General features: G+C 36.9%; 16 protein-coding genes and 1 pseudogene. 7 read left to right on the top strand and 10 right to left on the bottom strand.

From position 1 onward, the window contains the following. Nucleotides 1-148: 148 nt before the first annotated feature. Nucleotides 149-385 (top strand): hypothetical protein, encoded by a 237-nt coding sequence (locus tag VB264_RS23330; protein WP_323253544.1) that lies wholly within the window; start codon nucleotides 149-151, stop codon nucleotides 383-385. 81 nt (nucleotides 386-466) lie between these two features. Beyond that, the gene (locus tag VB264_RS23325) at nucleotides 467-1057 is read left to right on the top strand and encodes a hypothetical protein (protein WP_323253542.1); all 591 of its coding nucleotides are present in this window, start codon (nucleotides 467-469) and stop codon (nucleotides 1055-1057) included. A gap of 5 nt (nucleotides 1058-1062) precedes the next feature. Here VB264_RS23325 and VB264_RS23320 read toward each other — a convergent pair whose 3' ends face one another. After that, nucleotides 1063-1572 (bottom strand): hypothetical protein, encoded by a 510-nt coding sequence (locus VB264_RS23320; protein ID WP_323253541.1) that lies wholly within the window; start codon nucleotides 1570-1572, stop codon nucleotides 1063-1065. Between the two features lie 503 nt (nucleotides 1573-2075). Continuing rightward, a complete protein-coding gene (locus VB264_RS23315; RefSeq protein WP_323253539.1) occupies nucleotides 2076-2693 on the bottom strand; it encodes a hypothetical protein in 618 nt (205 codons plus the stop codon). 447 nt (nucleotides 2694-3140) lie between these two features. On the opposite strand from VB264_RS23315, the gene VB264_RS23310 reads away from it, so the two are divergent. From VB264_RS23310 to VB264_RS23295, 4 genes are all read left to right on the top strand, one after another. Then, nucleotides 3141-3599, top strand: coding sequence for a (2Fe-2S)-binding protein (locus VB264_RS23310; protein WP_323253537.1), 459 nt, complete (start codon nucleotides 3141-3143; stop codon nucleotides 3597-3599). Nucleotides 3600-3684: 85 nt separating this feature from the next. Next, nucleotides 3685-5931: a xanthine dehydrogenase family protein molybdopterin-binding subunit gene (locus VB264_RS23305; protein WP_323253535.1), complete on the top strand. Its 2247-nt coding sequence runs from the start codon at nucleotides 3685-3687 to the stop codon at nucleotides 5929-5931. 510 nt (nucleotides 5932-6441) lie between these two features. Beyond that, nucleotides 6442-12288 carry a carboxypeptidase regulatory-like domain-containing protein gene (locus VB264_RS23300; protein ID WP_323253533.1) on the top strand — a complete coding sequence of 1949 codons (5847 nt, stop codon included), beginning with the start codon at nucleotides 6442-6444 and terminating at the stop codon, nucleotides 12286-12288. Nucleotides 12289-12308: 20 nt separating this feature from the next. Beyond that, a complete protein-coding gene (locus VB264_RS23295; protein WP_323253531.1) occupies nucleotides 12309-14441 on the top strand; it encodes a fibronectin type III domain-containing protein in 2133 nt (710 codons plus the stop codon). 389 nt (nucleotides 14442-14830) lie between these two features. Here VB264_RS23295 and VB264_RS23290 read toward each other — a convergent pair whose 3' ends face one another. After that, complete coding sequence (locus VB264_RS23290) at nucleotides 14831-16975, bottom strand: hypothetical protein (protein ID WP_323253529.1); 2145 nt, start codon at nucleotides 16973-16975, stop codon at nucleotides 14831-14833. Between the two features lie 273 nt (nucleotides 16976-17248). After that, on the bottom strand, nucleotides 17249-17485 hold the full coding sequence (locus tag VB264_RS23285) for a hypothetical protein (RefSeq protein WP_323253527.1): 237 nt from the start codon (nucleotides 17483-17485) through the stop codon (nucleotides 17249-17251). Nucleotides 17486-17721: 236 nt separating this feature from the next. Here VB264_RS23285 and VB264_RS23280 point away from each other — a divergent pair, with 236 nt between their 5' ends. Then, entirely contained in the window at nucleotides 17722-20019 is a 2298-nt protein-coding gene (locus VB264_RS23280; RefSeq protein ID WP_323253525.1) for a glycoside hydrolase family 3 protein, read from the top strand. A gap of 348 nt (nucleotides 20020-20367) precedes the next feature. Here VB264_RS23280 and VB264_RS23275 read toward each other — a convergent pair whose 3' ends face one another. From VB264_RS23275 to VB264_RS23250, 6 genes and pseudogenes are all read right to left on the bottom strand, one after another. Continuing rightward, entirely contained in the window at nucleotides 20368-21426 is a 1059-nt protein-coding gene (locus tag VB264_RS23275; protein WP_323253523.1) for an XdhC family protein, read from the bottom strand. A gap of 202 nt (nucleotides 21427-21628) precedes the next feature. Further along, nucleotides 21629-22336, bottom strand: coding sequence for a LytR/AlgR family response regulator transcription factor (locus tag VB264_RS23270; RefSeq protein WP_323253521.1), 708 nt, complete (start codon nucleotides 22334-22336; stop codon nucleotides 21629-21631). Further along, complete coding sequence (locus VB264_RS23265) at nucleotides 22333-23367, bottom strand: sensor histidine kinase (protein WP_323253519.1); 1035 nt, start codon at nucleotides 23365-23367, stop codon at nucleotides 22333-22335. The genes VB264_RS23270 and VB264_RS23265 overlap by 4 nt, the downstream gene beginning before the upstream one ends. 491 nt (nucleotides 23368-23858) lie before the next feature. Continuing rightward, a complete protein-coding gene (locus tag VB264_RS23260) occupies nucleotides 23859-24032 on the bottom strand; it encodes a hypothetical protein (protein ID WP_323253517.1) in 174 nt (57 codons plus the stop codon). A 97-nt stretch (nucleotides 24033-24129) separates the two neighbouring features. After that, nucleotides 24130-25362: a PQQ-dependent sugar dehydrogenase gene (locus VB264_RS23255; protein ID WP_323253515.1), complete on the bottom strand. Its 1233-nt coding sequence runs from the start codon at nucleotides 25360-25362 to the stop codon at nucleotides 24130-24132. Between the two features lie 388 nt (nucleotides 25363-25750). Beyond that, nucleotides 25751-25844: pseudogene (locus VB264_RS23250) on the bottom strand (IS1 family transposase); the annotation flags it as partial.

Genomic DNA, 25844 nt, shown 5'->3' with positions numbered 1-25844 from the left:
CAAAGGTAAAATCCTTCAGAGCTACATCAAGAGGTGTGAGAGATGTCAAATTCTTCCTCTTTAGACTCTCTAAAATATATGCTTGAAATTTTTATCCCCCAAAAATCCCGCTTGAGCCGACTATCCGTTAAAAATTATTCCTTCTGATTTGTTAGCAGCATATCGTTTAGGCTTTCCTGTCGATGTAATAAAGGCTTTTAATGAGTTACATGATGCTGAACTCTCTACGGATACTTTTAGTTTTTATACTTCGGTGGCTTCAGTATATTCTAGCAAGATTGAGGGAGAGGAAATTGAACTGGATTCATATATCAAATACAAAAGATTTGGCATTGATTTTTTGCCTGATTATACCAAAAAGATTGATAATTTCACACTGACGTAGTGAAAAACACTACGCCAAGCGAGAGTGGATTTTATTATTTTATTGAATATTTATAACAGTTAATATTCACACCCAATAAAAATGAAAAGATTACTTTTGATAACAGTTATAATGAATGGAGTACTAATGATGAATGGGGTATCTCAAAATTTAAAGAGAAATCCTTTACCTCCTCCCCCATCTCCCAATGAAAAATGGTTAAAATGTGTGCCTTTAAATAAATATTCTGCTGTTCAACGAAAACAGTTTTATCCATTTAACCAATCTTCTTTAGTGAAAATAATCTCATTTAAAGAGTATATCAATATAGATACTTTAATAACTGGTGTCACTGAATCTACAATATTTGCTGATTTACAAAATCAGCCAAAAATTTTTGAGTCATTTACTTTAAATCAAAAGCAGCTAAATGAATTAACTTATATCCTGTATAACTATGGATTTAAAACAAAAAAATATGAGGAAGAAAGTATGTGTTATTATCCAAGAAATGCCATTGTTTTTTATGACAAGAAGGGACTACCTTTTGAATGGATAGAGCTGTGCTTTGAATGTAATGGCTATAAAAAAACCTCAAAACAGGTTAAAACTGGCGACTTTTGTATAGGGAAATATGAGCTTCTAAAACATTTTTTCAAAAAGCATAAGATACATTATGGTATTGATTCTTAATGATTTTACTGGAGGGATTGAATATAGAGATTCAACGAATATAAATAATCACCCTCAAAATAAATAGCCCTCAATTCATTGTATAAAAATGTCTCTTCCTTCAACCATTCACAAGCTTTGCTGATTAAATGTACTTTCATTGATTTTTCTCTTACTATTTTGATGATACCAACATACATTTTCTGATGATTTTTCAATTCAATTCCTATTAAAACAGCGTTTTCTTTCAAGATATCTAATACCTGATTTGGTGATTCCAAGTCAAATTTATATTTTAAATCAACATTAATTTGTTTTAGTTTGATTACTTTTTCAGTAAAAATATCATCATCAGCCATATCAAATGTTGAAATATAGTTTGTATTTATCAACACATAACCATCCGTAACAAAGTCGACAGGAATATATTTCAGTAATGCCCATTTTGACCCTAAACCCAATAAAATCCCTTTAAAATATACCCCATTTCGCATTTTAAGGGTTACAACTCGATTTACAAATTCGTTATTATTCATTATTAATTGTTATTTTTGTCCTTGATCAAACTAAAACAAAGGTAGATATTTAGCGTGATGCTAGTTATTTTTAAAGATTGAAAGAAAGTCTTTAGAGCAAATAAAGACGACTAAATACCCTATCTAAAAAATAAATATGGAAAAAGAGAACAACGATTTTTTATATTTTATTATTCATTTGATAGTTCCTTTCATTTTTTTAGGTCTCGTTCGTTTTCATACTGAAAATGCACCAGAAGGCACTCTTGTAGTGATAGTATATTGTTTTATTTTTTTCCTGATACATTTATTTCTTTGTATTTTTGGCTACTCTCAAAAAGACAAAATTTTGCTATATGGGGTGCTTTATTAGGAAATATTATTTCAATTTTAATTGCCATTGCTAGTTCTGGGTCAAAGATTTTTTAATAACACACGATTTAATTTCTCGCTTTAGGAAATGTCTGACTTCGTGGCACAGACAAATGATAATTAATATACTTTCTCTTCAAGTTCAATTTGTATCATTTGTCCTCTATTAAACTATCTGGAATATACAATAATGTAGGATTATTCTTTTGAACATCTACATTAAAATTATTATTTCCACACAACGTCTTAAAAGTATCTAATCTAAAAGGTTTAGTTATTAAATGTACTCCATTTAAGGTAGGAATAGCAGTAATAATCTTGTCTCCTTCGGGCTCTATATCATTAATGGTCTTTCTAATAAATTCAATATGTTGTAATTCTTCTTTATCAACATCGATAACCCATCGCTTTTGTTTAGAAGGCATTTCACCAATAACACTATCATATACATATTTACTTCTATTATTTCCAGATTCTATATTGCTGACTAATTTAGCAATCATTTTCAATGCTACATTTTTATCATTTCTAGTATTAAAGTTAATATAACCCCTCGCTTTAAATACTTCACACAACATTTTTATCTCCTCATATCTTTCCTCCAAATCTTTTATAGCATAAAATGTATAAGACTTAATCGTTCTAACAGATTGGTGTTTAGCATATTCCTCAATAAAATCTTTTTTTCTTTTTAGTACTAATACGGTAATAAAATCACCTTCCTCTTCAAATTGTAACAAAGGCTTAATTAAATCTACATTATCTATCATTTTATTGATTCTTTACATTTATAAATAGTCCTACTATACTAAACACAAAAATACACCCTTATTATTTTTCAACAACTTCCTTCTTGCTTGTAGTTTGTGGGAATACACAGACGTTGGTCTAAAATTATCATTAATGCATCTACTTGTTCAAACAAAAAGATATTTTTGATGGTAATTAGTTTTACCACACTCAAGTATAGTTAATGGAAACATCAAAGGCTTTAAGATGATTGGCAGAAGTCAACGCATTGTTGATTTACCGAAAATCATTACAGGTAAACTGCCTCTTGGCATTGGTAGCGTTTTTACAATCAGCCCTTTACCCATAATTTGTAGCTAACCAAGGCTATGTTTGAAATTCATAAGATTCTATTTGAAAAACATTATTTATTACTGTTTTATTTATATAATTTCGTTCAATTCTCAATAAAGTAGCTACTTAAGACTATGGCAAAATACTCACTAAAAATAAACGGGAAAATACAACAGGTAGATGTTGACCCGTCAACTCCAATGCTTTGGGTTTTACGAGACCACCTTAATCTACCTGGTACCAAATTTGGTTGTGGCATGGCCATGTGTGGGGCTTGTACAGTTCATTTGAATGGAACTGCTATTCGTTCTTGTAGTATGCCTGTATCAGCAGTTGGCAAGCAAGCCATCACTACTATCGAAGGCTTGTCTGCCAATGGTACTCACCCCGTACAAAAAGCATGGCTCGAACACGACGTGGCTCAATGTGGCTACTGTCAGGCAGGACAAATGATGAGTGCGGCCGCTTTATTAAAAGAGAATCCTAATCCTTCAGATGAAGAGATAGATGCTTCCATGAGTGGTAATATTTGTCGTTGTGGAACTTATTTACGTATTAAGGAAGCAATTAAATCTGTAGGCGTTAGGCAATAGGCTGTAAGCTGTAAGCAATATTTTTAGCCTAAAGCATAAAGCCTACAGCTTATAGCCTATAGCCCACAGCATAAAAAACATCAACATGGAAAATAATAACACACAAAGCCGTCGTTCATTTCTAAAATCTTCCGCTCTTACAGGCGGTGGATTGATGCTGAGCTTTACTTGGCTGTCGAGTTTCAAGTCGGCAGACAAAATGACTTCAATGAATTTGCCCGAACAATGGAGTGAACTCAATGGATATATCAAGATTACGCCCGATAATATCGTCAAAATCATGTGTCCGAATCCCGAATTCGGTCAGAATGTAATGACTTCATTACCCATGATGGTGGCAGAGGAATTGGACGTAGATTGGAAGAATGTGGTTGTAGAAATGGGTCCGCACGATAATGTAAAGCTAGGTCCACAATTTACAGGGGGCAGTAATTCGGTGAGGATGTACTGGAAACCCTTGAGAAATGCAGGGGCATCAGCTAGACAGATGCTCATAGAAGCGGCTGCTCAAACGTGGGGCGTTCCTGCTACAGAAATCACGACAAAAGCAGGCGTATTATCTCATTCAAGCGGAAAATCGGCAAAATATGGTGAAATAGCCAACAAAGCCGCCACCATCCCTGTACCGAAAGACGTGAAGCTGAAAGCCCCTAAAGATTTTTCGATTGTAAGGAATTCAAAGAAAAATACCGAAGGCTTAAAAGTAGTCATGGGTAAACCACTTTTCGGAATGGATTACCGTGTAGAGGGTATGTTGATTGCCATGATTCAGCATCCACCTGCATTTGGTATGAAATTAAAATCTTTTGATGCTACTCAAGCCCTAAAAATGCCAGGCATCAAACATGTTTTTAGCTTCAAATTATATGATGATGGTTTCGAGCAGGGTGGTTTTGATACCCGTACATTCAACGATTTATTGGTTGTTGTGGGCAATTCTACTTGGGAAGTAATGAATGCTCGCAAGAAACTAACAATACAGTGGGAGCCTACTGGTGATGTAAAGGATACGATGATGGGGCGTGGTGGAAAAAGAGAAGTAACAGTTCCGGGCAGATTGGAAACCACAAGTGGTCAAATGGAATTAATGGCTGAATATGCTAAAAAACCAGCACAGCAATTAAGGAAAGATGGCGACCCAGAAACTGCTTTCAAAAACGCCGCTCAGGTTATCGAACGCACTTATAATGCGCCATTTTTGGCACACAACTGTATGGAACCGATGAATTTCTTCGCACATGTTTCAGCAGATAAAGCCGTAGTAGCTGGTCCACTACAAGCACCGGGTTGGGTAGAGCCTACGCTTTCAAAAATTTTAAACCTCCCTGCTGACAAGATTGAAATTCAAATGACCCGCATGGGTGGAGGTTTTGGACGGAGAGCGTATGGTCAATATGTATATGAGGCCGCTCGCATTTCTCAGAAAATAAAAGCGCCTATCAAATTGATTTATACCCGCGAGGATGATATGACTTATGGAATCTATCGCCCGATGTACACGGCTACCTATCGTGCGGCTTTAGATGCCAATAAAAACCTGATTGGTTTTCATGTAAAAGGCGGAGGTATTCCTGAACACCCTGTTCATGCGAATCGTTTTCCTGCTGGTGCAGTGGATAATTACTTAGCTGAAGGTTGGGAGATTCCTTCTAATATTACGATTGGTGCATTCCGTGCGCCTCGTTCTAATTTTAATGCAGCAGCGGAACAGTCGTTTTTAGATGAAGTGGCAGAAGCTATGGGAAAAGACCCTATTGCTTTCCGTCTTGAATTATTAAAACGTGCTAAGGAAAATCCTGTAGGTAAAAATAATGAATATGATGCGGATAGATATGCTGGGGTTTTGGAATTGGTAAGAGAAAAATCTAAGTGGGGTAACCCTGAAAACAATAACAAAAAGAGGGGCGTCGCTGCTTATTTTTGTCATAATTCCTATGCCGCCCATGTGGTGGATATGATAGAACGGAATGGCGAACCTTATGTTGAACAAGTAACGAGTGCCATTGATTGTGGTATTGTAGTAAACCCAGACGCAGCAAGCAATATGGTGCAGGGTGCTGTGGTAGATGGCATCGGAAATGCTTTTTATGGAGCGTTGACCCACAAAGACGGCGCAGCAGAACAAAATAATTTTAATAATTACCGCATTATTCGTCATAACGAAGCACCTAAAAAAGTGGATGTGCATTTTGTTCACAATGACCTTGACCCTACTGGACTTGGCGAGCCTCCCTTCCCTCCTGTGTTTGGAGCAGTCGCTAATGCGTTGTATAAAACAACAGGTAGACGATATTACAATCAGCCTTTTACGGCTGATCAACCTAAGTCATAAATTCAGCTTATTCAACCCCTTACTATTAGCTAGCGACTTAAGTCACCAGCTAATAGTAAAGGTAAAACCTCCTCTTTTTTCTCCTCTCCCCCAATACACACAACATTCCCCACACTGAAAATACACCATACGGTATTATTACAAATAGACAACTACCTTCCATCCCTAAACTTGGGCATTCTTATATAATCAAAAGAATTTTTAATACACCGTTGGTGATATCTACCGATACCCTCTCAAGCGATTTTTCGTATAATGAAAGAGACTGTGGCTTTGTTCAGTAGCGTATATGTATTTATCCATAATATCTTATAAGATTGCTATTTCTAAACTTGAAGAGTTCAATGCGAAATGCAATCATTTTCTTACATACATAAATACACTATTCACATCCAATATATGCTCATTGGAATACCTTTTTAAAATTGCCAGCAATATGTAATTAATTTTGTTACAATTGTTTCGGTAATGTATAACCGAAAGAGTATTAAACAGCTAACCCTTTTTAACATGATTTCAATCTTATCTAAACCAGGCTCTAAGTGCGTACTTATCAAGAGGTTTCTGTTTTTTTTACTGTTATGCTCATTTACTAATAGTGCGTTTGCACAGATAAGAATAACCGTACAAATTATTCCTCCCTATCGGTATCGCATTACCGACTATACTTCGCACCCAGAACAAATCCTTATTACGCTCTTAAACACTACTACTAGTGAACAACGGCTTCAACTTAGGGGTGTTGTTTCGGGCGACAATGGAATTGAAATGCGAGTACAGTCTAGTTTTAGAAGTGCTTCGCCACTTGTGATGTCACCTGGCGAGATGAAGGTCTTAAATGGTGGAGATTTTACTTCATTCTTTGATCTTGACCATCTTGATTATGTCGGAATCACTTCGGCAGAAGCTATCCGTGGGAACGGTCTTCCCGAAGCCAATTATCGGTTGTGTATCCGCGCCTATAATTATGATACGAATGTTCCGGTAAGTGCCGAAGAACCCATTGGTTGCAGTAATAACTTTAGTGTAACTAACCTAGAGCCCCCTTTGATAATCGCACCGATGGATGCGATGGAAATCACTAATACTTCCGTTCAATTAGTATCACTTAGTTGGAGTACGCCCCCCGGTGCCCCTCCTACTACATGGTACAGAGTCCGTATTGTAGAAATTATTGGTAATCGTAATCCTAACGATGCCATTATGAGTGCTACTCAACCTTATTTCTTTGAAAAAGAAGTAATGGGTAATATGTATGTGTATAGCCCTGCTGATCCGCAATTAACCCTTGGCAGACGATATGCCATGATGGTTACGGCCTTTGACCCTAATGGTTTTACCAATTTTAGGAATAATGGACAGAGCACAGTTACTAATTTTAAGTATGGTGTAGCACCTGCCAATGCTGGTGGTGTGTCAGGTGGAACCGCTTCGTCACCTTTCCCAAGTACTGGAGGAGGTGGTGGTACAGGATCAACGCTAGTCGAGACTACAACTCCTGTCGTTCCTGTAAACAGCATTTTACAGGGGAAGGTTACCTTTGCTTATGCTTCTTCAGAACAAACTGATGAAACAGGTACGAGTACATTAACAGACTTAGCAACGAATGCCGCCGCAGAATCAATTACAAGTCTGCCTGTTAATAACCCTACCCCAGGCACAACCAAATACAATTTAAATAATGGTCAGGTAACATTGTATGGAACAATGTTTTCAGGAGAATCAATTGTACTCGGTACAGCCCAAACGGCTTCGGATGGTACTTATAGTATAAGCTTCAATACCGTCACGGCTGATATGTGTCAGGGGGTTTATATCATAGCTAAGCATACCGATAACCAACTTTACCCTGTTACGCAAACGGTAAAATTGGTAAAAACTAGCACTAATAGCTACGATACCAACCTTGGTACGACTATCTTACAGATTATCTCTATGCAGGTAAAACCACTAGTATTAGTGACTACTGGTTATCCTGGATTGACGCTCAATTTCTTATTAAATCAAGCCAAATACAATGCATCGCCAGTAATGAAGGCAGTATTTGGTAACTCTCCCGAGACTATAACCTACAATAACGTTAGTTATGTAGTACTGGCTAAACGTAGCAATGGAAACACTTTTAAACGATTGTTCAGAAGTACTGCACCTGATGACTACTTGGTACAAGTAAGCTATCCATCAACAGAATCGGTCTATTATCCGTTAGGAACGTTGCCTGTACGAAGTACATCAGACACTGCCAAAATCGTTACACGTGTAACAAAAAACTTTGTTTTTAACGTAAGTAAAAACCAGATAGATGGTATTGTTACCTTCTCTGGCATTCCTCAAAGCGGTTCAAAAGTTACAGCCACTATTCAAACGTATGATCTTAGACCCGGCGTACCTAAGAACGTCAATACTGTATATACGGCTATAACTGATGCTAGTGGTTATTTTAAGTTCGCTGAGTTACCATGGCTTCTACCGAGAGGTATTGTTAAATTATCCGTTACAGATACTCGTATTATGGAAAGCGCTACGGAAGTAGATGCAGTGATACAAGACGGGCAACAACTTCAGACCAAAAATATTGCCCTTAAAAAATTAGTAGCAACCATTATTGGTCGAATAAAGTTTAGTGCGTCGACAACTAGTGATGGCATAGAAAATGCCCTAGTAACCCTAAGAGGTACTAATATCTCTGCACGTACCACAAAAAATGGCTATTTTACCCTAAAGGTCCCCTATCCAGTGAAGGCTCCAAGTAATAAACTTGATTGCTATGCTGATGGATATGTCGATAAAGAGATAACATTTTATATGATGCCTGCAACATATCCATCGGGTGGATACACTGCAAGTACTTGGCAGTCCTATCTATGGGGTCTAGATCCGTTGAAATACCAGAGCAAGAATAATATCACTGCAGATCTTATAGGAATTGGTACGGGACAAGTGAAGGACATTTTTCCAACTTATTTCAGTGCAGGCGAAGAAGTGAAGGGCTCTTACGTGACATCTGAATCTGACACAAAACTTATTCCTACACCTAGTGGTAGTGCTCTTTTAGAGTTTAGCTTGAGCAACAAGAAGATTGTTGGAGGAAAAGTAACGATTGATGGTAAGGAGGTTTTTAATGCAACAGATGGTGTTAAGTGGTCTTACACAGGTACACCAGGAATGCATGGTTTTGTTATTGAGCCAGTGACAGGCGGGGCATTATTCATGAAAGTTTCTGGAATATTCCAAATAGTTAATGGCGTTAGTGGATTAGACTTAAAAGTGATATTAACACCAGCCCTAGTAATTACTGGAGTAATCAGTGATAAAGACAAGGCAACGGGACTATCGGGAGCAAAGGTATATGTTGATGGTCTTCCTTATGAGGCCATTACTGATGCGAATGGGAAATATGTGCTTACACTTCCAGCAGGCAAAGAATATACAGTTAGTGTAGTGCATCCATCCTATATTGCTCCTATAGAAGTTAAAGTGGCGGCAGGAGAAACCTCAAAAGCCGTTGATTTTCCTGTGCAGTTTATAGACCCCGACGCACCAAGGCTACAAACTTTTGCTGGTTTCCCCGTAACCATTACTAAAATAAAGAAAATAAGTGCAGGAAATTTTGAGATTACTGGCTCGTTAACAGTAGCCTCTAATGGTTTATATACCGTAGAAGGAAGTAATGCAAACCTGACATTTAGCAATGTGCCTATAAAGGCTAAGGCTACAGACATCAGTGCCGTGCCTTTGGGCGATGTTACCTTTAAAGAGTCTGTAATGAACGTAAAGGCATTTGGCTTAGCACAAATTGAGGTACAAGGTAATCCTTTTATCAAGATTAAATCAGTATCGCTAGCAGAAGGAACAAAATTCATCGTTGGCGGTGACCAGCTCGTACTTCGACTCAGTTCATCTAGTGCATCTGATAATCTACCCATTAGCCTACCAGATGCAGTAGTGAAGGATAGTTTATCAACACGAATTTTCAATTATGTGTTTTGTGGATCTACCATTTCCGAGTTAAGCAGTACTAGGAAATTGAAGATAAGGTTCCTAGAAGCAGGGCAAAGCTTTGCGTCAACGATTCTTTTCACAACACCAATAACTGGCAACCTAGAAATAAAAGCAGGTGCTATGGGTAGTTTAATGGTGAACAAAAATAACGCTAGCCTTAGTAGCACTGGCTACAGTTTAAGGACGTATTTCCAATTACCTACAATAGCAGGATTAATTGTACCTGAAAACACCGCCAATAGTTACCAATGGTTTAATATGAAACCCACTAATCTTGTTCAAACCAGTATGGGTGTTAGTGGTAATCCTTTTACAGCCACTATGCACAACTTTAGGTTGGTGGTGAGTAAGATGGATTTGTCGGGTTTAGGTACAAACAACCCGAATTTGTCAATGTCTGGAAAGATTTCGCTTCTTCAAGGAAACGAAGAAAACGGGACAATGATTATCAAATCACTTTCATTAACAACGCAAGAAGGCTCAGGAACTACCTTAGCAGGCGTAGTGCTACTCCCTGCATCAGGATTGACCATGAATGGGTTAACCTTTAAGACTACGGGTAACAATGGTAACATCAGTTTGAGCTATAATTTTGGTGCTGGAAGCTTTGAATTCAAAACCTCGGGAAGCTTGGACTATACTGCTCCTGGGGGCTCAGCAGGTATCAAGTCGGTGTTGACAGGTGTATTCCCAATGGTGATTAATAAGTTTCAGTTAAGTAGTAAAAATTGGGACTTATATATGGTTGCTTCGCCCAATGCAGTAGTAGATTTGAAGGTAGCGAAGATCAATATCAAGACCTTACTAGTGAACATTGGTTACGGTATCTCAATGAAAGACATGGCTAAAGCACTTACTGATGCATCTAAGCCAGTTAAGCTACAAGCCGCTGACAAAGAACAACTTACAGGAGGTCAGGCAACATGGGCAATAGGAATTAATGGGGGTATCAACTTTCCAATTGAAGGATTCTCCACTACTGCTTCCGCCTCATTTGTGGTAGGCAATGTTGGTAGTGGCCCTGAAATAATGTTGAATGAATTTGCATTAGAAATGAAAACCGCAGGATTCACGGTTGCAGGAAAAGTAAAATTGCAGTTTGATGATGAAAAACAGGGTTTTGAAGCCAATTCTACCCTGAAAATGGCAACTAAAGAATTTGGAGCATCGTTTAAATACTATAGTTATGCAGCAGGTGGCTTCCAACTTGGAGCCAGTATTACAACCAACGCTGGTGTTGCTACAGGCCCTATCATGTGGCACAACATAGGTGGAGGGTTTGATATTGATACTAGAACACGTAAATACGATGTATTCTTGAAAGGAAGCTTAGGCCCACTTGGTGTGCCCAAAACAGTAGCCATGGTAAAAGATGCCACGGTAGGAATTCTGTTTGATAACACCAATTGTAATGACAACCCAGTGATATATGGTAGTGGGGTACTGGTGATGAAAGATAAACCTTGGGGTACTATGGAATTTAAAGCAGACTTCTGTAAGACTTCGTTACTTATCACTGTTAAATCAGCTAATATTGATAAAGATGTAACACTGCTTGATGGTGTAAATACAAAAATAGAGGGCGTAATTTATGCCTTAGCACCAAAACCAGACCCGAACTTTCCAGCTCGCTTAGAAGGTGGATCTCTATTCTTCGGATTTAATGCCCGAGCCTATGCTGGTGCTCTATTAAATGGTAACGCTTTTGTAGCACTTGGTTTTAACTTTAACAAAAGTACCCCTGGTGCTCCTGAAGTAGCGATAGCGTTATTAAGTTTAGTAAAAAAAGATGTACTTGATAGTGATGGCACCATGAATGCCATATATTTGAAAGGAACGGTGGAAGTACCAAACTTCAGTGGACGACTCAATGCCGAAATAGCTGGCTTTAAGGCATTTGGCTTCTATTTTAAATATGTTTCTTCGGGAGACCTAGAGATGTATTATAAGACTGCTGAAAATAAGTTTTATGCCAAGTCAGCCTTTAGTTCATCATCCGATGTAAGGGTTACGCTTTTGGGTATGACCCTTGGTGCAATGGGTGCACTAAGTATAAATCTAGAAGGAGGCTACGATGGCACTTGGTTTCTAAGAGGTAGCAGCAGTATGGCAACGCAATTTTATTCAGATGACAGAGCCTCTTGTAATTCAATCAACATTACATTTTGCTCGCCACCATCAGTCTGCCCATGTTTTAGTTATTATTGGGGCATCCCTTATCCAAACGGTAGCTTCAATTGCTCGTGCGGAAGCAACTGGGTTCCTTGTGGCGTAGGATTTAAACTATGTTTAAGTGTTGGAGCAGACTTCAATGTATCTAGCGCAGGATCAAGTGTTAATATTCGCTTAAACTAATTCTTGAATAGAAAAATATTATGAAAAATATAGTAACGTTTATCCTGTTAATCATGTGCTGGGCAACTGTAAGTTTGCAAGCCCAACAAGTGCCAATGCAACCTCCACGCGTACTAAAAGTAGCGTCGTCTAAACTGGGCAATTATATTTACCTAGCTGGTAGGGATGAAGTAGCGGGAAAAGACACTGCTATTTTGCAGGCTACAGACCATTTTATCATCAAGAGAATGCCCTTTGTGCTGATTACCGACTCAACGAAAGCAAAGTCGCCCTTGAAGAATTTTAAAACAATTGGAAAGGCTAAAAAAGCTAGTAGCGAGAAAGAACTAAAAGAGCTATTTAGCGAGAATGACCTAGCCGATGTTAGAAAGTTTCTGGGGCAAAAAACAAACAAGGAACTTCTTGACTTTGTAGATAAGCATGTGAAAGCAAACGATTATGGCTTTCTGTATTCTATTACCGAGACCCGTATGATGCTTGGTCAAATTTACCTAGATACTGACGTAAAAGAAGACGAAGTAGTCTATTATCAGGTAATTAGGGTTGATAAAAACAAAACGGAATATCCTTGGGGCGTGGCTCTTGCTCAAAGTAAAATTGGCAATTATGCCTTGCCTTATCTTAAACCTAAGGTATCGTTTGTTCGCTCGACAGACTCAAGCGTAAGCATTTCTTGGAAACTAAAGGTTTCGGAAGCCATGATGACCACGCTTCCTAAACCGAAAAATCGTGCGGCATTTGACCCCACAGGAGGTTTACTAACGGTGCCTTTCTTCCTTACAGCACTTAGCGGAAGGGTGATACCTAGCAGAGGAGGCATAACGTTGCCGAGCACAAAGATTCTCCCAAATTTAAATCACACGCAAGATACCCTTACCTATCATTATTTTGGAAACGTCGGTAAAGATGAACAGTTTACGGCATACTTGATGGCGGAAGATGAAATCTACAATCAGGGAGCTCATTCAGATACTGCTGTAGTGTTTGGGGTAGAGGCTAGAACCATGCCTTTGATTTATTCTGTCAGAGTAAGCGAAGTTGAGAACGGTATTCGCCTTGCATGGGATAAACTACCTACCAAACCGTATTTAACAGGGGTTCAAATCGCTAGGTACGACGGTCAGGACAAACTGGAAACATTGGCCACCCTTTCTGCTACAGATACCACTTATACAGATTATGCCATAAAGGTTGGAGAGTATTATCGTTACCAAGTAAAATCCTTGTTTTTAGCAGGAATTGGTATCGAACAAACTGTAGCAGCACAAGGAGTAGGCACGTACACTAAGTTCTCGAAACCGTTACCTCCCTACAATTTAGAAGTTGCTAACAAAGGGAAAGATGTTTCATTAACATGGCAAGCGGCTGATGAACCGGGGTTCTATGGTTATTTTGTTTACAGAGGCACATCGCCTAAAAAAATGTATTTGATTGCTGGCCCTATCAAAGAAAAAAAGTATACCGATACTTCTGAATCATTGAGCGGTAGAAGTCAGTATTATTATGCCATAAAAAACCAAAACTTGAGACAAGATACCAGTATTTATAGCAATGTAGTCGTGATTATACCGGTTAAAAAACTTGACATCAATCCTCCTGCTAATATTGATTTTTATTATGTCAACGGGAAACTAAGGGTGATGTGGGATGATACCAGAACACAAGATAATATGATTGAAACCTTTTTGGTACAACGAAGAAAGAAAGGTGATACAGAATATGTTACTGTGAAACCTAAAGAAGCAGGCAATGCCTTTTTAGTGGATAGCCTTATCCAAAGAGGGGAAACATATCAGTACAGAGTAGCATCGGTGGCTTTTAGTGGTGACATTAGTGCCTATAGTGCTACCACAGAATTTAGTCTTGAAAAACCTAAAACTGAAACGGTAAACGAGTTTTATGTACGCAATATCACTGCTGGTGTAGAGGTTAGCATCCCAGAAATCGTTTATTCTAATCGTAAAGGCTATACCATTTACAGACGTAACGCTACGGGTGGTGATTTTGTAAAAGTACACACGATGCCGTCTGACTCATTTGTGTTTACTGATGAAAAAATAGAAAAAGGTCAGACCTATATCTATGCCATCAGTATTATCGAAAACGATGGCAAAGAAGGAGAAATGGGATTTTCTAGGTCTGTTGAAAGATAAGATGTTGTTTTAATGAGTTCATTACTCCCCTACCCCCCTGCAAGGTTAAAGTAGAAGAACTAGAGTAGATAAATAAAGCCGCTTATCAAAAATAAGTGGCTTTATTGTTATTGAGTTACGGCGCTAGCTTATGTATTCGTGTTTTTTTACTCTTCGTTTTTGGTTTTTCAATTTTTCATTACGAAGATATTCACTGAATTCTAATTTATCTTTCTCAGCTGTATCTTCAATAATTCAGCTTCATGTAGCTTCTTTAAATTTGGTCTATTGTTCATGAAATATTATTTTGGGAAGTATTGCTTAACAAGAATTTCAGAGCTTTTTGTATCAATTGCCATCTGTAAGCCACTACCAATACGTTTAGATCTCGCAAGTTATATTAACTAACTTTACTCTTCTACCTTTCTGAAGGTATTTGTATATTTTTTTATAATATTACTCATAGCGTTCTTATCAGTACTAATTTCGTATGTATCCATTTCTATTACTGAATCAAAAAACTTTTTTGATAATCTAGTCTCATTGAGAAGTTCAGTATAAATTTTAAAAATTTCATTTTCATTGCTCATGTAGTTTAACAATACTTTAGCTGTTATTCGATTTTCTTCCCAAATACAGAAAGTGCCTTCTTCTGTATGAATATTACCTGTTTCAATTATATTAACTAATTCACTAATATACCTTACAGGATAATCAAAAATATTACCATTAAAAAGGCGATTACCTAATACAATAGAATAACTTATATTTTGAATATCATCTAACTCAATATCACAATTATATTTAAGGATTTGGGCTAACTTCCCATTTTTATACAATTCTTGAATTTTTCCAAGTTGTAGCTCTGCTTTTTTTATATGATTATAAGTTCCCCTAAGATCAAAACTGTTTACAGGATGTAATCCGTTCTTACATTCAAAAATAAATAGAGTTGAATCAAAACAGGCCAAAACATCTATGTCTGTAGTGCTTACATTAATTTCAGTATGAACATTAATGCCAGCATTTTTAAGAAACTTTTCTAGTTTTTCTGTTAATAAATCTTTCTTCCCATCACTCATTATTGCATTATTCCCTTTAGAATATTCTGATGCATAAAGATTTCTAATATAACTAGAGTTTGCTAGTACAGATAAAGATATATGGATAAGTTCTTTAGATTTATAAATAGGATAATATTGTAAATCTAACATAGAATTCGAATCACGACTCCAGCTGATTAGCTCCAAAAAAGAATCTATTTTATCTTTTTCAAAAAGTGGATTTATTATCTTATATAATTGTGTAATGGTTAAAACAGGAACTAATGACCTTATAATCGTATAAGGATCCTTTTCTATTTTAAATACTTCATATGAGAATGCAAAAAACATAAAATTAAAGAACCTTTTAATTCTTATAAACTCATAAAGTGTTAAGTTTTCTTTAATTTTTATTTGATTCAAGCTTTCAAAATCAAGTTGTTGCTCTTTATATAAATATCTTAAATAATTAACTTCATCAATAAATAAACGATCTGTCCCTAAAAAATCTACTAATATCTTTTCATGAACAATTTCGGGAATTACAAATGAGTAACGTGTAGAATTTAACGTATGATTTAAATGAATAAATTTTATTGAGCTTTTATTTATCAATTCCTCAATAAAATGTTGGAATAATAAGCCTCCACTGTCTTCCTGTATTCTTGCATTATACATCATATCATTCAGATATTGAATATCTGTTCGTATGTATCCCAATCTTAGTGACTTTTCAAAATCCTCAAATGGAGGTTTAATAATAAGTCTACCTTTCTCAAAAATGCATCTGTAACCAAAATAATCTATATTAATTTCCTTCTCTCTAATATCTATAAATGTACATATACTGACAACAAGGTTTTCAAATTCTTCAGATTCTAAATAATTCATTTCAATAAGAAATTGAATAGGATCATCCTGAAATATAGTAGTGTATTTATAAATTAAGTACGATATCGCCTCCGATAGTTCTTCCTTTGTCTGACTTTGGATTAAATCATTTGTATAATCAGGAATGTAACTTGAAACAAAAAGATAATCATTCCATGCCATTAGTGTTTTTATAAATGAACCATTTGGATATTTATTTTTGAAACTTTTAATTTCTTTTATAACGTTATCTTGACATTTTTTTAAAGAAGGAAATATTGCAAATAAATTATATATGGATTCCAAATACTCTTTCTCTATATTATCTAATTTTGAGATAATTTCTGTCGTTTGTAATAAGTCATCAATTATTGAACCTAAAATAGTTTTATTATTTTCTAATTGCTTGGTTGCTCTAAAAATACCTTTTTTCTGAATATCTGCTAATGTTTTTTGTGAGTTATTCCATAATAAAACAATTAATAAATTTCTAGAGGTGAGAAAATCTAGTTTATTCATTGCATATTCAAAATCTGAAAAATAACCTTTGTAAGTAGTATTTGTTAATCTTGGTATATTTTCGTTAGTTAATTGCTTAACTAAATCTAGTTTTTGGATTTTTTTCCAGTTTATTGTTTCCATTTCTTTTGATTATTTTGTAGATAAAGATTTAATGTTTTTAAATGTAAGTCCTTGTGTTTACCTAAAATAGGTTGACATAAAAATAGTCTTTTTATATCATTAATCAACGTCTGCTTGGCGTAGTGTTTTTCACTATGTCAAAGTGTCATGCCTTCTTAGAAGGCAACTGCTAGTTATAGAAATGTTGAACGAGTTTGTCGAGATTAAAATCCTCTCTATAACAACTTCGACTTGCTTTTTAGAGCAAGTCGAAGTGCTAATTATTTATACCTCCTACTCTATATAAACCGACTGCGTAAATGCTCCGTTGGCAGCTACATCCCAGAGCTCTAGTCGTGCCCATTTTCTGCCTTTTAAGTTTACTTTAAATTTAAAGTCCTGATTACCAAACTGTTTTGTAGTATGCAAATCCATTCGGTCGCGATATACCTGTTTGCCATCACCAGAAATAATTTCTACAAAGTTCAAGGGGAATGTCCACACATTACTCAGAATATTAGCTTGCCACATCCTCCACCTTATTAACTAAGGTCTCTAATGCTTACATTTTAAGCATCAACTGCTTGGTGTTTATTTGTTATTTGAACACGACAAAACACAGAAAATGACACTAAAAAGTAAATTTTTCATATTTAATCAACAAAAAAGTAAATTTTAAGCATTTATGATAGGACGTTAGAAAAAAAATAAGCATTATTGTATCAAAATGATTAAATAATGTTTGTCAATTTATTCCAAAACATTCTATGAAAAAAACAATACTTGCAGGATGGCTTGTATTAGGGCTGATTTCAACTGCAACCGCACAAAAAAAATGGTCGGAAAGCCCAATGGCGGGTTTTAATATCATTAAAAATCTAGGAGGACAAAGTATAGGCTATTCGCCATCGGTGGGTACGAAAATATTAACGGTTGATGGCTTTGCATTTAAGGATTTGAATAAAAATGGCAAGCTAGATAAGTATGAAGACTGGCGTTTATCGAGTGATGTTCGTGCTAAAGATTTGGCGTCTAAATTAAGTATCGAACAGATTGCAGGCTTAATGCTTTATTCGTCACACCAAGCTATTCCTGCTCGTGCGGGAGGTTACTTTGCAGGTACTTATCATGGTAAAGCTTATCAAGAGGGTGAAACTGACCCTACTGACTTAACTGATCAACAAAAGAAGTTTTTAGCCGAAGATAACCTTCGCCATGTGTTGATTACGACGGTAAAATCACCTGAGATTGCGGCTCAATGGAACAACAAAATGCAGGCTTTTTGTGAAAGTGTTGGTTTAGGGATTCCTGCTAATAACAGTACCGACCCTCGACATGGCACATCAGCTAAGGCAGAATACGATGCGGCATCGGGTGGAGAGATTTCTATGTGGCCAAGTTCATTAGGCATGGCTGCTACTTTCAATCCTGCGTTGACTGAGACTTTTGGTAAAATTGCCGCTGCTGAATACCGTGCTTTAGGTATTACTACGGCGCTTTCGCCACAGGTAGATATTGCTACAGAGCCACGTTGGGCACGTTTTAATGGTACTTTTGGCGAAAGTCCTTGGCTTTCGGCAGCAATGGGACAAGCCTATTGTGATGGTTTTCAGTCAACTGCTTGGGGCATGAAAAGTGTCAATGCAATGGTAAAACACTGGCCTGGCGGTGGTGCTGGTGAGGCTGGTCGTGATGCACACTATGCCAATGGTAAATTTGCGGTGTATCCCGGTAATAATTTTGAAGAACATTTTATTCCTTTTACCCAAGGAGCATTTAAGCTAAAAGGACAAACGAAGATGGCTTCGGCGGTGATGCCCTACTATACTATTTCATGGAATCAGGACAAGAAAAACCATGAGAATGTAGCTAACAATTACAATAAATATATCATCACTGATTTGTTGAGAACCAAATACGGATACGATGGTGTGGTATGTACCGACTGGCTTGTGACGGGCGACCATAAGGCGATGGACGTATTTATTGATGGCAAGTCGTGGGGAGTAGAAGGTCTTAGTCTAGCCGAAAGACACTATAAAGTATTGATGGCGGGTGTAGACCAATTTGGTGGTAACAACGACATGAAGCCCGTGTTAGAAGCATACCAAATGGGTATCAAAGAACATGGTGAGGCCAAAATGAGGGCCCGCATGGAACAATCAGCAGTGAGACTTTTGAAGAATATTTTCAGAGTAGGCGTATTTGAAAATCCATACTTGAACCCAGCAGAAACCAAAGCGATTGTTGGCAAGCCTGCCTATATGAAGGCTGGATATGAAGCACAGTTGAAATCTATCGTGATGCTTAAAAACACTGCTAAAACATTGCCTATTACTACTAGAAAAACGGTATATGTACCCAAACGATTTGTACCTGCTAGTCGTAATTTCTTAGGCATGGAAACGCCTTCATCTGAAGACTATCCTGTCAATATGGACATCGTGAAAAAGCATTTTAATGTAACTGACAATCCCAAAGAAGCAGATTTTGCCTTAGTTTTCATCGAAAATCCAAAGGCTACAATTGGCTATGACAAAGAGGATTTGAAAAACGGTGGCAACGGCTATATCCCGATTAGTTTGCAATACTTCGATTATACCGCTACAGAAGCCCGTGAGACGAGTATAGCTGGTGGCGACCCGATGGAAAATTTCACGAACCGTTCTTATAAAGGTAAAATGGCCAAAACTGCTAACGTTACAGATGCTGCATTGGTTAATAATACCAAAATATTAATGAAAGATAAGCCCGTGATAGTATCGGTAAGTACTACTAATCCAATGGTATTCTCGGAAATAGAGGCTTCTGCATCGGCGATTTTATTGAGTTTTGGCGTACAAGACCAAGCCATTCTGGAAACCATTGTTGGCAAATCTGAGCCCTCTGCGTTATTGCCTATGCAAATGCCTGCCAATATGCAAACAGTAGAAAAACAAGCCGAAGACGTACCTTATGACTTAACCTGTTATAAAGACGCTAATGGAAATACCTATAATTTTGGCTTTGGACTTAATTGGAAAGGGGTTATTAAGGATGGTAGAGTGTTGAAGTATAGGAAGTAGGTTATATTGTCAAAAATTTCCTATTAGGTGGTGACTTAAGTCCTACCGACTACCCATAAGTTTGTAAATTATTAATAATCAGATAATTATCTCTAGCGAGGGACTTAAGTCCCTCGCTAGAGATAAGGGCTTCAACGCTTGGTTTTAAAGACTATTTATGTACATTTAAACTAATTTGATCAATAATTACATTTCCATTTCAACGTTTTAAAAGATGTGGGTAATCAGTAGGACTTAAGTCCCTCGCTAGAGATAAGAATAAAAACTCGCTCGCTTCCTAAGTCGGGATGCCACGGCAAATAGCATTAATAACTGAAAGCCGAAATCCGACTACCAAAAGCCTTTTTATCAATGAATCCCCTGCTTCCGATGTATTAGCTTCCCACCTTCTCTTTTGGCAAAAAATGCTTTGATTTCGGCGATAATTGAGAGTGCTACCTCCTCAGGCGTTTCTGCTCCGATGTCTAAGCCTACGGGATAATGAATTTTACTCAGTACATCTTCATCCTGAATATTTAATTCATCTAACATCATTTGCCCTCTTTTTTTAGGGCCTAATATGCCGATGTACGCCACATCTGTATCGATTAGGTAAGTAAGGGCATCTTTATCATAACCATAATTATGCGAAAGCAGTACCGCAGCCGTGTATTTATTGACAGGTAGTTTTTCTACAAAATCTGTTCTTCTGCTATATACCAAACAGCTAGCTTCATGAAAACGCTTTGGGGTAATATGTGCAATACAATCGTCTGTTACCGTAATCGTCAGTCCTACTTGTTGGGCTAAATTTACCAAAGGCACGGCATCGTAGCCCGCACCCACCACTAACAATTGTATATCTGGCTTGATGGTTTCATAAAATAAGGTGCAGTCGCGATGCTCAATAAGACCTTCTTGTGTCGAAAGTTCAAAGGGTAGCATAGGAAAATAAGCAGCTAGCTGGTTATTAACGGCAAAGCGTTTGCCAATCGGCATGGTTTCGGGCGATTGCGTTGCTATTACTGTGGCATATTGAATGGTTTCGGTGTTGTGCACATAGTTGGCTAAAATCTCTATTAAGTTTGATGAAGCCGAAGGAACGAGCGGTTCTATCAAGATGTCAATAATTCCGTTGCATCCTAGCCCAATGCCAAAGGCATTTTGCGAGTCGTCCATGGTATCATAAACTACGATTCGGGGTATGCCATCTTGCATTACCTGACGGGCTTTGCGTAATACATCGCCTTCTAAACATCCTCCGCTGACTGCACCAAACCAAGTACCATTATCTACGATAAGCATTTTTGCTCCTGGACGACGATACCCTGACCCGTGTAGTTTTACAACGGTAGCGAGGGCTAGTCGACGTTCAGCAAAATTAATTTGTTGATAGGCTGTTATTATTTTCCGTAATTCGTACCTCATATAGTTGTGAGTGGATGAGTTGTGAGTTAGTGGTCGTTAGTGAGTGATTGAGCGAGTTAGTGATTGAGTGATTTTCTAATTGTGAGTTGTGAGTTAGTGAGTGATTGAGCGATTGAGTGAGTTGTGATTGAGTGATTTTTTAACAATAGTAATTAATACATAATTAAAAAAATCACTCAATCACTAACTCGCTCAATCACAATTATATGCCCGCTGAAATCTTGTTCAAAAACGATTGCTTGTAAATTCTTCCAACTGGAATTTCATATTCTTGCACTTTTACTAATTCACTTGAAAAAGCACTTATCTTATCGATTGCCACAATATAGGATTTATGCAAGCGTACAAACTTTGATTCGGGCAATTTTGCTTCCATATACCGCAAACGTTCATAGACAACGAACCTCCCCTGTGTTGTAAAAACTTTGATATAATCTTTCAGTCCTTCGATATAAAGAATTTCATTTAAATATACTTTTTTTTGTTCTTTATTTACTTTCAAGAAAATATAAGCATCCTCAAACGTTGAAACATCTAGCACATTTTGCTGAGTAATCTCTCTGAAATATAAATATTTTGAAATGGCTTTCAAAAACCTTTCTTGGCTGATGGGCTTTACTAAATAATCAAACACATCCAAATCAAACCCTTCGGCGGCATATTCTCTAAAAGCCGTTGTCAGGATTACCTTGGGATGTTTCTGCAACGATTTCAGCAATTCCAAGCCAGTCATTCTAGGCATTTGAATATCTAAAAACAATAAATCAACCGTGTTGTTTTGTAAATAAACAAAACCATCGAGGGCATTATCGAACATTTTCACTACCTCAAAATCGGGTAATGCCTCAAGGTAAGTTTCAATTAGCTGGCGTGCAGGAAGCTCATCATCAATAATTAAACAACGATTCATCTATTAATTTGTAGTTTTAATACGACTAAAAAGCTATTTTTTTCTCGATACGTTTTAAATTCATGCACACTCGGATACAAAATTTCCAAGCGTCTTTTCACATTGTTCAGCCCTAATCCTCCATTCTGACTAGCCATCACTTCAATCTCCTCTTCAATACTATTCTCTACCTTAACAACAAGTTCGTTATTCTTTTTCTCAATATCTACGCGTATCCACGACGCATTGATAGATTTATTCACGCCATGTTTAAAACAATTTTCGATGATTGGCAACAACAACAAAGGCGGAATTTGTATGCCCTCGATGACATTATACACATTGAAGGAAACATCCAGTTTATCACCAAACCTAATTTTTTGTAAGGCGATATAATTCTGAATATATTCTAGTTCTTCTGTCAGGGTAACCTTTTCTTTTTTAGAATCATAAAGGCTGTATTCTATAAAATTTGACAACTTCAATATCTGTTGAGCCGTTTCGGGACTCTTTTTAAAAGCCCCTGAATAGATATTATTCAGCATATTGAAGATAAAATGTGGCTGTACTTGCGATTTCAGCAGTTCTAGTTCTGCCGCTGTTTTTTCTTGTTTAAGTTCAATCAAGGTTTGTCGCTGTTGATACCAACTACGTATAAATAAGAACGTTCCATATAGAAAAACAATCAGGTAAAGATTTACAAACTCTATGATTATTTTTGGAAAGAAAATCAAAGGCTTTAATGTCCCTTGGGGATAATACATCTGGTACAAATAATGATAATTGATGTATCTTTTGAGCATCACAAACACTACAGCTACTACGATTTGCCCCAACCAAAAAGTTGTTTTTTTATCCAATAAATAGAACTTACTAAACAAGTAATGAACAGATAAGCAGGACACCACAAAGGCAATGGGCACGGAAGTACAAGCTTTGATAAAATAGACATAATATTGGTCAGTGGCTGCACCCATTCCTAGCCACTCGTATAAAAAATAGAGTGTCCAAAAAATAAGGTTAAATCGGATTGTATTAAATCGCTCGTTCATCAATCATTACCAATTACAGGTATGTAAAAGTATAGAAAGTATAAGAATAATGATAAATAATTCATTAATAATAGTAGCGTTTAGAGGGCCCACAGCATAGGCAAAATTAACAAAACCCTTCTTTATAGAACAGGCTTGCCGTAAAACAGCAAACCTTTCTTCTTTTCAATCAAAAACACAATTTTACATGTGTTTCAAATTGACTATATTGATGAAGGATTTAATACCTTTCTTATCTTTTCTATTAACCTAATCTCTGCCATGCGTATTGCTTTGGTTCAAAGAGAAGGAGGCTTAAGTTGTCATTATTTCATGCAAAAGTAGAGAATGCCAAAGCATAATGAAGAAAAACAAACTTAATTTAGACCAACAGCTTTTATACACGACAAACGACCTCTATGATAACTTGATATTGACTAAAAATACTTTTAAGAAGCTTATCATGAATTGGGTTTATTGATGCCTAAGCTAATGCTAGTTCTTCTATTACATCAACTGCTTTTCCATAAGGCTTCATTCAACACTGACTTTAGAGTGCTATCATCAATAGTTACTGAACTGATAAAAAACCAACGTTTTACTCCTATTTCTATCATGTCTTGTACAATATTTTTTGCCAACAACTCATCCATAAACAATACACTTAGCACTTCAAGATATTTCAAAGTGTATAAAAATTCCCATTGCTAAGTGAGAGACTTGAGTCCCTTACTTGGCAATGGGAATAAAATAGAAAAACTACTTATATCAATCGTAAATTAACTATTTCTTATCAATCCTATACAGCCTTCCTTGGTCGGTAATGGCATATAAAGCACCGTCTTTGCCTTGTGTTATATCTCTAAACCGTTGTGATTCGCTAGCTAATAATCGCTCTTCTCCTACTACTTTATTGTTTTCAATGACTAGCCTTACAATGTGCATTCCACTTAATGCACCCACAAAAAGGTTGTTTTTCCATTCAGGAATGCGGTCGCTACTATAGAAAGTAATACCACTTGGTGATACGACAGGGTCCCAATAATAAATGGGTTGTTCAAGGCCTGATTGTTGTTGAATACCACTTCCTACTTTTTCTCCGCTATATTCAATGCCATAAGTGATAGTTGGCCAACCATAGTTAGCACCAGCCCGAACTCGATTGATTTCGTCGCCACCTCGAGGTCCATGCTCACTTTCCCACAACTCTCCCGTAACGGGATGAATAGCCAAACCCTGTGGATTACGAAAACCATAAGCATATAATTCGGTTCTAGCACCTACTTGACCTACAAAGGGGTTTCCTGATGGCTCTGTACCATCTTTCGTAATTCTGATAATCTTGCCCAGCCCTGAATTTAAGGCCTGTGCTTGTGGACGAGTTACTAAATCTGAGCGTTCGCCTGTGCTAACCAATAAATTACCCGCCTGATCAAAGACGATTCTACCACCATAATGCAATGTACCATTATAGGCTGGCGTAGCCCGATAAATAACCGTTGGCGATTCTATGGTTCTTTCATTAGTAGATAATTTTCCCTTGCCCACCGCGGTCAGGTTGCCATCAGGATTGGGTTGCGAAAACACCCAATACACCATTCTGTTGGTGGTAAAGTCGGGGTCAACACGGACGCCTAATAGACCCCCCTGTCCGCTAGCATTCACCGTTGGAATACCTGTGATGGGCTGGCTCACCTGACCATCTGTAGTAACGATACGCATGGTGCCAGCCTTTTCTGTTATTAATAATCTTCCATCGGGCAAGCTAGTTATTCCCCACGGACTCTGGAGTGATGTGGTTAGTATCTTACTTTCGTAGCTCGTAGTTGTCTTCACTCCTTTTATTCTAGTCTGTCCTGCAAAAGCAGGCTTATAATTTGAATTGGCAGCATTAGTCTCCACAGGGGGTAAACTATCCGTTTTAATTGCTGTCTCATGCTTTGCATTCAAATCACACTTACATGACCCAAAGGCAATACCAGCCACTATCATTAATGTTAAGATGGAATTTTTCATGTCTTTTAAATTTTTTCAAGAGTTTTAGTATGTGGAGTAACAAATGATAAAATACACTAAGTAATTGATAATTAAGCATTATGATAATTAAAAAATAATTAATGAAGCTGTTTAAACCTACTTAAGTTTGTCAAAATTTACGTCTCTTAGTTTTACAACTTACTATATACTAAAAAAATTATACCATGCTATATAACAAGGTTTTATACTCACAGTTATTTTTACGTCTCCAACGCCCGCAATACAATAGTCATCCCCGAAATAAATTCACCAAAAGCGAAAAAACAAAGTAAAATGTCTAAGTTCGTAACATCTAGGACGAATCGTTTAAAAGTTTGGAAACACAATTATAGATTGACTATTTTTGGTAGTCCTAAAAATGTAATGTTTATCTTTCAAGATTATAATTACAAATAAAGTATTTTATTGCACCAATATGATTGTCGAGGGACTTTGAGAAACTTAAAGCTTTTCTGACTAAT

Origin of the sequence: Arcicella aquatica, assembly GCF_034928825.1 — a bacterium.
Taxonomy (GTDB): Bacteria; Bacteroidota; Bacteroidia; order Cytophagales; family Spirosomataceae; genus Arcicella; species Arcicella aquatica.
Note: the sequence above shows the minus strand (reverse complement) of the source record. Positions and strands in the feature narration are given on the sequence as shown.

Coding starts and splice junctions, on each gene's coding strand:
- VB264_RS23265 (WP_323253519.1), bottom strand. CDS start 23,367: ATGAACGAGCGATTTAATACAATCCGATTTAACCTTATTTTTTGGACA.
- VB264_RS23310 (WP_323253537.1), top strand. CDS start 3,141: ATGGCAAAATACTCACTAAAAATAAACGGGAAAATACAACAGGTAGAT.
- VB264_RS23290 (WP_323253529.1), bottom strand. CDS start 16,975: ATGGAAACAATAAACTGGAAAAAAATCCAAAAACTAGATTTAGTTAAG.
- VB264_RS23295 (WP_323253531.1), top strand. CDS start 12,309: ATGAAAAATATAGTAACGTTTATCCTGTTAATCATGTGCTGGGCAACT.
- VB264_RS23270 (WP_323253521.1), bottom strand. CDS start 22,336: ATGAATCGTTGTTTAATTATTGATGATGAGCTTCCTGCACGCCAGCTA.
- VB264_RS23285 (WP_323253527.1), bottom strand. CDS start 17,485: ATGTGGCAAGCTAATATTCTGAGTAATGTGTGGACATTCCCCTTGAAC.
- VB264_RS23255 (WP_323253515.1), bottom strand. CDS start 25,362: ATGAAAAATTCCATCTTAACATTAATGATAGTGGCTGGTATTGCCTTT.
- VB264_RS23280 (WP_323253525.1), top strand. CDS start 17,722: ATGAAAAAAACAATACTTGCAGGATGGCTTGTATTAGGGCTGATTTCA.
- VB264_RS23300 (WP_323253533.1), top strand. CDS start 6,442: ATGATTTCAATCTTATCTAAACCAGGCTCTAAGTGCGTACTTATCAAG.
- VB264_RS23275 (WP_323253523.1), bottom strand. CDS start 21,426: ATGAGGTACGAATTACGGAAAATAATAACAGCCTATCAACAAATTAAT.
- VB264_RS23325 (WP_323253542.1), top strand. CDS start 467: ATGAAAAGATTACTTTTGATAACAGTTATAATGAATGGAGTACTAATG.
- VB264_RS23320 (WP_323253541.1), bottom strand. CDS start 1,572: ATGAATAATAACGAATTTGTAAATCGAGTTGTAACCCTTAAAATGCGA.
- VB264_RS23305 (WP_323253535.1), top strand. CDS start 3,685: ATGGAAAATAATAACACACAAAGCCGTCGTTCATTTCTAAAATCTTCC.
- VB264_RS23315 (WP_323253539.1), bottom strand. CDS start 2,693: ATGATAGATAATGTAGATTTAATTAAGCCTTTGTTACAATTTGAAGAG.